General features: G+C 54.3%; 9 protein-coding genes. 4 read left to right on the top strand and 5 right to left on the bottom strand.

Annotated elements, in window-relative coordinates; translation table 11 throughout:
• Nucleotides 1-63 precede the first annotated feature (63 nt).
• The gene (gene ahpC, locus ACT3TJ_RS16010) at nucleotides 64-627 is read left to right on the top strand and encodes an alkyl hydroperoxide reductase subunit C (protein ID WP_193054966.1); all 564 of its coding nucleotides are present in this window, start codon (nucleotides 64-66) and stop codon (nucleotides 625-627) included.
• 232 nt (nucleotides 628-859) lie between these two features.
• On the top strand, nucleotides 860-2,416 hold the full coding sequence (ahpF, locus tag ACT3TJ_RS16005) for an alkyl hydroperoxide reductase subunit F (RefSeq protein WP_444622560.1): 1,557 nt from the start codon (nucleotides 860-862) through the stop codon (nucleotides 2,414-2,416).
• A 296-nt stretch (nucleotides 2,417-2,712) separates the two neighbouring features.
• Here the strand turns inward: ahpF and ACT3TJ_RS16000 are convergent, their stop codons facing one another.
• Genes ACT3TJ_RS16000 through hemA form a run of 5 tightly spaced genes read right to left on the bottom strand, consistent with a single transcriptional unit; the run spans nucleotide 2,713 to nucleotide 7,266 of the window.
• On the bottom strand, nucleotides 2,713-3,486 hold the full coding sequence (locus ACT3TJ_RS16000; RefSeq protein WP_444622561.1) for a HesA/MoeB/ThiF family protein: 774 nt from the start codon (nucleotides 3,484-3,486) through the stop codon (nucleotides 2,713-2,715).
• A gap of 4 nt (nucleotides 3,487-3,490) precedes the next feature.
• Nucleotides 3,491-3,991 (bottom strand): Lrp/AsnC ligand binding domain-containing protein, encoded by a 501-nt coding sequence (locus ACT3TJ_RS15995; RefSeq protein WP_087106768.1) that lies wholly within the window; start codon nucleotides 3,989-3,991, stop codon nucleotides 3,491-3,493.
• Between the two features lie 31 nt (nucleotides 3,992-4,022).
• On the bottom strand, nucleotides 4,023-4,871 hold the full coding sequence (prmC, locus tag ACT3TJ_RS15990; RefSeq protein WP_444622562.1) for a peptide chain release factor N(5)-glutamine methyltransferase: 849 nt from the start codon (nucleotides 4,869-4,871) through the stop codon (nucleotides 4,023-4,025).
• Entirely contained in the window at nucleotides 4,871-5,959 is a 1,089-nt protein-coding gene (gene prfA / locus ACT3TJ_RS15985; RefSeq protein WP_172117122.1) for a peptide chain release factor 1, read from the bottom strand. The genes prmC and prfA overlap by 1 nt, the downstream gene beginning before the upstream one ends.
• Complete coding sequence (gene hemA, locus ACT3TJ_RS15980) at nucleotides 5,956-7,266, bottom strand: glutamyl-tRNA reductase (RefSeq protein ID WP_444622563.1); 1,311 nt, start codon at nucleotides 7,264-7,266, stop codon at nucleotides 5,956-5,958. The genes prfA and hemA overlap by 4 nt, the downstream gene beginning before the upstream one ends.
• Nucleotides 7,267-7,512: 246 nt before the next feature.
• Here hemA and ACT3TJ_RS15975 point away from each other — a divergent pair, with 246 nt between their 5' ends.
• Nucleotides 7,513-9,291, top strand: coding sequence for a tetratricopeptide repeat protein (locus ACT3TJ_RS15975; protein WP_444622564.1), 1,779 nt, complete (start codon nucleotides 7,513-7,515; stop codon nucleotides 9,289-9,291).
• 82 nt (nucleotides 9,292-9,373) lie between these two features.
• Nucleotides 9,374-10,015, top strand: a complete 642-nt coding sequence (gene lolB, locus ACT3TJ_RS15970) for a lipoprotein insertase outer membrane protein LolB (RefSeq protein ID WP_444622565.1) — start codon at nucleotides 9,374-9,376, stop codon at nucleotides 10,013-10,015.
• The last annotated feature ends 4 nt before the right edge of the window (nucleotides 10,016-10,019 follow it).

Here is a 10,019-nt window from a genome sequence, read left to right as displayed (position 1 = left end):
AAATACCCCTACTATAGTCCTCAACATTTTCACCTTCATTCACAAGACACGGAGATAATCTGGATGTCCTTGATCAACACTGAAGTAAAACCGTTTAAAGCTACCGCCTATCTAGATGGCGAATTTATCGATGTCACCGAAGCTGACCTGAAGGGAAAATGGTCCATCTTCTTCTTCTACCCGGCTGACTTTACGTTTGTTTGCCCAACGGAGCTTGGCGACCTGGCCGACAACTACGAAGCCTTCAAAAAGCTGGGCGTTGAAATTTACAGCGTTTCAACCGATACCCACTTCACCCATAAAGCATGGCACGATAGCTCCGAAACGATCGGCAAGCTTCAGTACCCAATGCTGGCCGATCCCACGCTGCAAATCTCGCGTAACTTTGAAGTCCTGATTGAAGAAGCAGGCCTTGCAGAACGCGGCACGTTTGTTATCGATCCCGACGGTAAAGTTCAGATCGTTGAAATCAATGCGGGCAACATCGGCCGTAATGCCGAAGAGCTACTGCGCAAAGTTAAAGCTGCCCAGTATGTTCGTGAAAACCCCAACGAAGTATGCCCGGCCAAATGGAAAGAAGGCGAAGAAACACTCGCGCCCTCTTTAGACCTCGTTGGCAAAATCTAAACGGCGAGTGCTGCCATCTTCGTTATCTTAACCGCTCTTGAAGCGCCGCTTACGATAACGGCTTAACCAGATGGCAGCCTAACACCCGGGCTTTTTTCACCCGGGTGTTCTCTTTACATCGCGCTATTTGTTCTCCCTTTTATACCGATCTTCGCTGTGATTATCACAAGCGCGGGCTAAATGTGGCTAAGGGTTGAGAACACCTTTTACAGATTACGAGGAATTCACTGTCATGTTGGACGCTAATTTAAAAAATCAGTTGAAAGCTTACTTGGAAAAAGTGACTCAACCGTTCGAGATCGTTGCGTCCCTTGATGACGGTGACAAGTCACGTGAACTTCACGGCTTGCTGGAAGATATCAACGGGCTGAGTGACATGATCACCCTGAAAACGGATGGTCAGGATAGCCGCACACCCTCTTTTGCGATCAACCGCACAGGTGAAGAGACGGGTGTTGTATTTGCCGGTATCCCCATGGGCCACGAGTTTACATCGCTGGTTCTGGCACTGCTGCAAGTAGGCGGACACCCACCGAAAACCTCTGACGAGGTGCTTAACCAGATTAAAGCGCTCGAAAGCGACATGCTCTTTGAGACCTACTACTCGCTGTCCTGCCAGAACTGCCCCGATGTGGTTCAGGCGTTAAACCTGATGGCGATCTTTAATCCCAACGTCCGCCATGTGGCGATTGATGGGGCGCTCTTCCAGGACGAAGTTGAAGAGCGTGAAATTATGTCAGTGCCCAGCATTTATCTAAACGGTAAGCCGTTCGATCAGGGCCGCATGACCCTTGAGCAAATTCTGGCCAAAGTGGACACGGGCGCCGCCGACCGCGAAGCCAAAAAGCTAAGCACCAAAGCCGCATTCGATACGCTGGTGATCGGCGGTGGCCCCGCGGGTGCTGCGGCTGCCATTTATTCTGCACGCAAAGGCATTAGTACCGGTGTTGCGGCTGAGCGTTTTGGTGGCCAGGTAGCGGATACCATGAGTATCGAAAACTTTATTTCGGTCACTCATACAGAAGGTCCCAAGCTTGTTAGCGCGCTTGAAGAGCACGTCAAGGATTACGACGTTGATGTAATAAACTTGCAAACGGCAACTACCTTTAAAGCCGCTGAGGCCGAAGGTGGCTTGCACGAAGTGACCTTTGAGTCAGGTGCAAAACTCAAGAGCAAAACACTGGTTCTGGCGACCGGCGCCCGTTGGCGCGAAATGAATGTCCCCGGCGAGCAGCAATACCGCAACAAAGGCGTTGCTTACTGCCCGCACTGCGACGGCCCACTATTTAAAGGCAAGCGCGTCGCGGTTATTGGCGGCGGCAACTCTGGCGTTGAAGCTGCCATTGATCTGGCGGGCATCGTTGCTCACGTCACCCTTTTCGAATTTATGGGTGAAATGCGAGCTGATGCGGTACTGCAGAAAAAACTTAAGAGCCTGCCCAACGTGGACATTATCTTAAATGCTCAAACCACCGAAGTAACCGGTGACGGCAGCCGCGTTAATGGCCTGACCTACAAAGACCGCAACACCGATGAGACTAAAAACATCGCGCTGGAAGGCATCTTTGTCCAGATTGGCCTGGTGCCAAATACCGAGTGGCTGAAAGGCTCGCCCATCGAAATGACGCCGCGCGGGGAGATCATCGTCGACTCTCACGGCATGACCTCGGTACCCGGCGTATTTGCCGCGGGTGATGTTACCACGGTGCCTTACAAGCAGATTATTATTGCCATGGGCGAAGGCGCAAAAGCCTCACTTGGCGCGTTTGATTACCTGATCCGTAACTAATCGCCAAGCACCAACACCAAAAAGCGGGTAGTGGTTTTCCACTACCCGCCTCCCCTATCCCTTTGACGTATAAGACCGTGACGTCATAACCGCTGCCCTACGTAATATTATTCGGCCAAGGCTTGCCGATACCGAAGGCTCTAAGAAAATCCGGCTCTCTCCCCTGGAGGCCGGATTTCTTTGTCTTTAACCCACCGGCCAGCAGCCACCAACCAGATAGTCTAGTCGCAGCAACTCATCAAAAAAAGGGATTCTGAGCAGGACAACGCTTGCAGATGAACCAACTAATGCCTCTTCTACGAAACATCGCTCTGTTTAGGTATCACACTGCACACAGTGCACGCCGGATCACGCGGTACGTTGAAGTGGCGCCACTGGCCTCGTAGGCCATCAAAGGTTGCAAGCCCTTGGTGGGTTTGCCCGGCGCCGCTTAGCAATTTGAACGCCTCAACAGCTTGAAAACATCCGATTAACCCCACCAACGGCGCCATCACACCACTTTCTGCGCAGCCAAGTGCTTCATCGCCCATATCGTCCGGTGGGTAAAGGCAAGCATAGCAGGGGCAGTTTGGGTCACGGGGGCTAAACACCGCAAGCTGACCAGAAAAGCGAATGGCAGCGCCTGACACCAACGGAACACCTACTTTTTGCGTGGCAGCATTGATGGCATAGCGGCTGGAAAAACGATCCGTACAATCCAGCACCACATCGGCAGCAGCAACGAGCTGCTCCAGGGCTTCACCCTCCGCATGAGTTTCAAGTGCTGTAATACGGCAATCCGGGTTTAGCGCCTGCATACTGGCCTTGGCAGAAGCCGCCTTGTTCTGCCCAATGCTTGCCTGCTGATGAGCAATTTGACGCTGAAGGTTAGACAACTCGACATGATCAGCATCTACAATCGTTATCTGCCCGACACCCGCAGCGGCCAGGTAAAGAGCCGCCGGCGAGCCCAACCCTCCCGCACCGATGATCAGAGCATGGGCACTACGCAAGCGCTCTTGCCCTTCAATATCCACTTCAGGCAGCATAATGTGGCGGCTGTAGCGCAGCAGTGTCTGATCATCCATCATCGACTTATTTGTCCTCAAAGTGCTCAACGTCGGGTACATGCAGACTAAAGCTTTCTTTCACCTCTTCCATCACCACGTAACTTTTAGACTCTTTGACGCCGGGGAGCGTAAGCACCACGTCTCCTAATAGCTGACGGTAGGCGGCCATTTCTGGAATGCGGCATTTCAAGATGTAATCAAACTGACCAGAGACCAGATGGCACTCCTGGATTTGCGGCAGCTTTTCAACGGCTCGACGAAATTCATCAAATACGGCTGGCGATTGAGTTTCCAGGCTAATTTCAACAAAGACCAGTAAATTGGCTTTGAGTGCCTGGGGGTCAAGAATCGCCTGGTAGCCACGAATAATGCCCGCGCGCTCCAGGCGCTTGACACGCTCCAAACAAGGAGTTGTGGATAAACCAACCTCTGATGCCAAATCAACATAGGAAATACGTGCATTTTCCTGCAGGCAGCGCAGAATTTTAAGGTCGATACGGTCTAGCGTTCTATTTTTAGGTTTCATAGCAGGATCCACTACAGATAAGCCAGACGAGCTAGTAGCGCCCAAGGGTAATACGCTCATGCCCACCGAGGTCGCAAACACTTTCAACGTTTTGATAACCCGCATCCACCAGCGCTGCGCGCACTGAGGCTGCCTGACGATAGCCATGCTCTAGCAACAGCCATCCTGAGGCTGTTAAGTAGCGCCGCGCCGTGGCCACTAAATGTATCAAATCGGCCAGCCCATCGCCCCCTGCCACCAGCGCACTCAGCGGCTCAAAGCGCACATCCCCTTGGTGCAAATGCGGATCGTCAGCGGCAATATACGGCGGATTACTCACAATAAGATCAAACTGCTCTATGGGTGCCGCATCCTGCTCAAAGGCAGCAAACCAATTGCTTTGCATGAACGCTACGTTATCGATCCCTAACGCGGCTGCGTTTCGCTGTGCCAAAGAAACCGCTTCTGAGCGAAGGTCGACACCAACCACCTGCCAACCAGGCTGCTCACTGGCAAAGGCCAGTGCAATGGCTCCGGTGCCCGTACCTAAATCCAGCAAGCGGCCGGCGGGAGAGGCAACGTGGTTGAGCGCTGTTTCTACCAGCGTTTCGGTATCCGGCCGCGGTATTAGCGTCTCTTTTGAAGTGACCAACCGCAACCCCCAAAACTCTCGCTCACCGGTCAGGTAGGCCACTGGCTGCCCCTGAACACGCGCCGCCACCAGTGCATCAAAGCGCGCATGCTCCCACCCGGAACAATCACGGTCGCCCCAGGTATACAGCCATGTGCGGTCCCGTTGAATTACGTGGGCAAGCAGGACGTCGGCATCCAGGCGCGGCGAGGCTGAGCCGGCGGCCTTTAAGCGCTCTGCTGCGGCCTGTAAAAGCGCATCAAACGTCATTACGTGTCCTGAAGCGCCGATAGCTGCTCGGCTTGATACTCGTGGATCAAGGGCTCAATGACCTCATCCAATTGCTCGCCGCTCACCACTTCATTGAGCTTATAAAGCGTCAGGTTGATACGATGATCGGTAATTCGACCTTGAGGGAAGTTGTAGGTACGGATACGTTCGCTACGATCACCAGAGCCTACCAGCGAGCGACGGGCATCCGCCTGCTCCTGACGTTGGCTATCGACCGCATTACGCTTCAATTTCGCGGCAAGCAGCGACATCGCCTTGGCCCGATTTTTATGCTGACTACGCTCTTCCTGGCACTCAACCACTACGCCTGTCGGTATGTGGGTAATACGAATCGCTGAGTCGGTGGTGTTAACGTGCTGGCCACCTGCTCCACTTGAACGGTAGGTATCGACGCGTAAATCCGATGAATTAATATCGATATCGCCAACATCATCAACTTCAGGCATCACCGCCACGGTACATGCCGACGTATGAATACGCCCTTGAGATTCAGTAGCAGGAACGCGTTGCACCCGGTGAGCACCCGACTCAAATTTCAAACGCGCATAGACGCTATCCCCCTTAACGCGGGAAATAATCTCTTTATAGCCACCCTGCTCGCCATGGTTGGTACTCACTACTTCGACGCGCCAGCCACGTTTTTCCGCATAGCGTGAGTACATACGAAACAGATCACCTGCAAAAATCGCGGCTTCATCACCACCGGTACCGGCGCGTACTTCCAAAAACACGCCTCGGCCATCATCGGGGTCTTTAGGTACCAGCAAACGCTTTAGCTCAGTATCCAGTAGGTCTAGCTGCTCGCGCCCTTCACTGACTTCCATCTCGGCAAGCTCACGCATATCAGGATCATCGTCCCGACTAAGCTGCTGGGCTGCCTCAATATCGTTTTCAACGCTGCGATAGCGCTGCCAAGCCGCTACCAGCTCATCCAGCTCGGCGTACTCACGTGAATAGTCGCGAAAGCGCTGCTGATTATTAATGACCTCAGGGTCAGACAGCAGCATCGCCAGCTCTTCAAAACGTTCGGTAAAGCTATCGAGGCGTTGGCGCAAGGTATCTTTCATGCGGGCGTATCATCCTTCTGGCGGTTAGCCGTGGGCGCGGGCTTTTCAAAGGCGGGTTTAACAGGCAATAGTAAGCGTGGCGCGGCCTCCAGCAAGTCATGCTGCTCTTGCGAGGCGGCATCGCGTATTGCTTGCGTGGGCTGGTGCATTAAGCGATTAGCCAGTTGGTGAGCCAGCCGTTCAATCACTTTGGTTGGGTCTTCACCGCGCGCCAAGCGCTCCAACGCCTGATCGCGCGATTGATCGCGCAGGGTTTCGGCGTGCTGACGGTAATCACGAATCAACTCGCCACCGTTACGAATACGTTTTTCATGCTGCCAACTACTGACACCGTGTTCAATCAGTGACTCGGCCTGGTCAGCAGCCACTTGGCGATAGCGACGATTCTCTTCGATCACCTCTTCCAGATCATCGACCGTATAAAGGAATACATCGGCAAGCTCGCCTACTTCGGATTCAATATCCCGCGGCACGGCGATATCCACCATAAAAACCGGGCGGTGGCGACGCTTTTTAAGTGCGCTTTCAACCATCCCCTTACCTAAAATCGGCAGGGGGGATGCGGTGGAAGAAATAACGATATCGGCTTCTTCCAGCGCGGCCGGAATTTCAGGCAGCGTAATCGCCTTACCGCCCAATCGCGAGGAGACAAGCTCAGCACGCTCACGTGTGCGGTTAGCCACGGTTAATTGACGTACACCGGCTTCATGTAGATGACGCGCGACCAGCTCGATGGTTTCACCCGCACCGATTAACAACGCCCGCGAGCGACTAAAATCATCAAAGATTCGGCTTGCCATGCTCACCGCAGCATAGGCCACCGAAACCGGATTTTTGCCAATTCCGGTTTCGGTACGTACCTGCTTGGCAATTGCAAAGGTATGTTGAAAAAGACGCTCAAGCTCGCCGCCTAACCCCTGCATTTGGCGCGCCTGTTGGTAGGCATCTTTCAATTGCCCAAGTATTTGTGGCTCACCCAAGACCATGGAATCCAGACCAACGGCCACACGCATTAAATGGCGCGCAGCGTCATTGTCTAAATAGTGGTACGCGCAGCGGGTCAGTTCCTCAACACTCAAGTTATGAAAACGCCCTAGCCACTCAAGCACGGCTTGCTCGCCAGCAGCGTCCGTTACGCAATATAGTTCAGTACGGTTGCAGGTGGAGAGCACCGCCGCTTCGCTAATATGTGACAGACCACGCAGTTGCTCCAGCGCGTGTTCTAACTGCGTCGGAGTAAAGGCTACCTGCTCGCGTACGGCCACACTGGCAGTACGGTGATTGATTCCCAAGGCAAGAAGCGTCATACGGTATGCGTCTTCGCTAGTGGTTCGGTCATCACGTTGCTATCGGTCTTGAAGTCTCAATGGTTTACGTCTTACGCTTAATTAGCGCAAGTCTGGGCAACGGCTGATCATTACTCAATTGCGCTTATCTGCCAGCCTTTCAAGGCCGACTATTCTATCACAGCAGACTAACATCTGGCGTACATCACTTTGCCGCAGCCAGCCAAGCCGCTATGCTGAACGCTCGGCCACTAAAATGAGAGACGCATGCCCCTTCGCTCACTACAATTGGGTTCATCCCTACTGCCCTTGGCCGCCACCGTGGTATTCCTGAGCGGCTGCCAGTCAGCACCCTCTTATAAAGGCGGCTTGCCAGACCTGATAGCTTCTGACCCCATGCAGTCGGCCCCACCTATTACCCGAGGTCTGGACGCCGATGGTCTACGTACGCTGCTTACGGCGGAATTAGCGGGCCAACGTGGCGATTACCGCTCTGCCAGCCAAGGTTACCTGGAGGCATCGCAACGCTATAGCGTTGCGGCGCTGGCTGAACGCGCCACTTTTGCGGCTCGGTTTGGTGACGATGTAGCGTTAATGGAGGCATCCGCACTGCGTTGGCGTGAACTGGCCCCCTCGGCAGAATCACCCAACCAGCTACTGGCCGCGATCTCTTTACAGCGCGGTGACTGGCTGGACAGCCTTGAACAGCGGCTAGCGATCACTCAAGCAGGCGGCAATGGCGAGCTTGCGGCCTTCGTCGACATCGCTATCACGGAGGGGAGCGCACCACTCAACTTACTGGCCCAATCGATGCGCGCCCACTTGGCTCAGCCCAGTGCAGAGCAGCTTGAGCATCATAGCGATGCTTTACTTGCCACTGCGCTACTTGAATCAGCACTTGGCAATACCCGCCAAGCGCAAGCGTATCTGGACGACGTTGCAAAGCAAGCGCCAGAATCGGCGATGCTTTGGCTTGCCCAAGCACAACTGGCGCTCGAAGCTGGCGATCTACACACAGCCAGGCGAGCCGCGCAACACGGCGCCAGCATTGCCCCCGATGACGTACGGTTTACGCTGCTGCTGGCTCAAGCCGAAATTCGTTTGAATAATATTGCCGCCGCAGAAGTCCAAACGGATGCGCTACTGGAAAGCCATGGCGGTAACCAGCGCTTACGCTTGGCCCTAACGCAACTCTACCTTGAGGAAGGCCATAGCGAGCCTGCTTACCGCCTGCTGCAGCCACTCACAAGTCAGGACAATGTTCCCGACCTTGCCTACTACCTGCTGGGCGCTATTACGCAGTCCCAAGGCGATACCGATAACGCACTGCTTTACTACCGCCAGGTAGGCGAGGGAGACGAGTTTTTACCCGCCCGTGCGGCAGCCGCTCGCATGTTGATTGACGATGACCGTGTAATGGATGCGCGGGCTTTTTTACGCATTGAGCGAATGCGCTATGAAAATTACTTTGACGACCTGGTCGCCCTTGAAGTGCAGCTGCTGGACGAACTGAACGCGCCCGATGAAGCATTAGCGTTACTTGACCGCGAATTGGCGCGCACACCGGATGACGTTAACCTGCTTTATTTACGCGCCATGCGCTCTTGGCAGAGTGGCAATTTCCCAGGCATGGAGCAAGATTTACGTCAGCTTTTGCGTGTTGAACCCAACAACGCAAATGCCTTAAATGCACTGGGCTATACCTTGGCAGACCTTAACCTGCCAGGGCGCATGGAAGAAGCCCGCGAGCTGATTGAGCGCGCCTACGAAGAAGACCCCAGCAACCCGGCGATACTTGATAGCATGGGCTGGGTATATTTCCGGCTGGGCCAAAATGAAGAAGCGCTTGTCTGGCTTGAAAGTGCCTATAACCAGATGCCCGACCAGGAAGTGGCCGCTCATTTGGCCGAAGTCTTACATGCCCTTGGTCGTAGCGATGAGGCTCGCATGTTAATCCAACGGGTGCTTGATAACACAACGCACCACCCCCAGGTTGACGAGTTACTTGAACGTCACCCTGAACTCACCCCGTCAGGTGCTCCCTAACGGAGCTGGCGCCTCTATTTATGCTTGATACGCCATTAAGACGCTGTCATTACCCTTTCAACACATTGACATGGAGCCTGTTATGTTGAACACACTGCCCACTTTTATGCGCTTTACCAGCACCGCTCGCGCCCCTCGCCTCTTGCTTGCCAGCATAGCGTTACTGCTGCTTGCCGGGTGCGCGACGCAAGGCCCGATGGAAGAAGGTGGCCGCCAAGCAGGTCAATGGGAACGCCAGCAAGCGGATGTTGAAGCCTTTGATTCCTGGACGCTGATCGGCAAGGCAGGCCTTCGCACACCACAAGAGAATCAGAGCGCCAACCTGGACTGGAGCCAACACCCCCACTATTTCCGCATGCTGATCAGCGGGCCGTTTGGTGGGGGCCGCAGCGTACTTGAAGGTCGTGAAGGCCGCTTCTCGCTAACCACGGGTGATGGCCGCTTTGAAGCAGAAACACCGGAAGCACTGATGGAAGAGCAGTTAGGCTGGTCACTTCCGGTTAGCGCCATGCCTGACTGGGTGCGCGGCCTGCCCGGTGAACATGCAAGCTATCAATTGGAAACCGACGAGCTGGGCTTTCCGCAGCACATGCAGCAGGATGGCTGGGAAATTGATTACCGCGACTGGGAAGAGGTTGAAGGCATGTGGCTACCTCGCCGCCTGGTGATGAACTATGACGATGTACGCATCACCCTGGTCGTTAACCAGTGGCGCTCTCAATAACGGT

Source organism: Halomonas sp. AOP30-A1-24 (genome assembly GCF_052378165.1).
Lineage (GTDB): Bacteria > Pseudomonadota > Gammaproteobacteria > Pseudomonadales > Halomonadaceae > Vreelandella > Vreelandella citrativorans.
Note: the sequence above shows the minus strand (reverse complement) of the source record. Positions and strands in the feature narration are given on the sequence as shown.

Coding starts and splice junctions, on each gene's coding strand:
- ahpC (WP_193054966.1), top strand. CDS start 64: ATGTCCTTGATCAACACTGAAGTAAAACCGTTTAAAGCTACCGCCTAT.
- ahpF (WP_444622560.1), top strand. CDS start 860: ATGTTGGACGCTAATTTAAAAAATCAGTTGAAAGCTTACTTGGAAAAA.
- ACT3TJ_RS16000 (WP_444622561.1), bottom strand. CDS start 3,486: ATGATGGATGATCAGACACTGCTGCGCTACAGCCGCCACATTATGCTG.
- ACT3TJ_RS15995 (WP_087106768.1), bottom strand. CDS start 3,991: ATGAAACCTAAAAATAGAACGCTAGACCGTATCGACCTTAAAATTCTG.
- prmC (WP_444622562.1), bottom strand. CDS start 4,871: ATGACGTTTGATGCGCTTTTACAGGCCGCAGCAGAGCGCTTAAAGGCC.
- prfA (WP_172117122.1), bottom strand. CDS start 5,959: ATGAAAGATACCTTGCGCCAACGCCTCGATAGCTTTACCGAACGTTTT.
- hemA (WP_444622563.1), bottom strand. CDS start 7,266: ATGACGCTTCTTGCCTTGGGAATCAATCACCGTACTGCCAGTGTGGCC.
- ACT3TJ_RS15975 (WP_444622564.1), top strand. CDS start 7,513: ATGCCCCTTCGCTCACTACAATTGGGTTCATCCCTACTGCCCTTGGCC.
- lolB (WP_444622565.1), top strand. CDS start 9,374: ATGTTGAACACACTGCCCACTTTTATGCGCTTTACCAGCACCGCTCGC.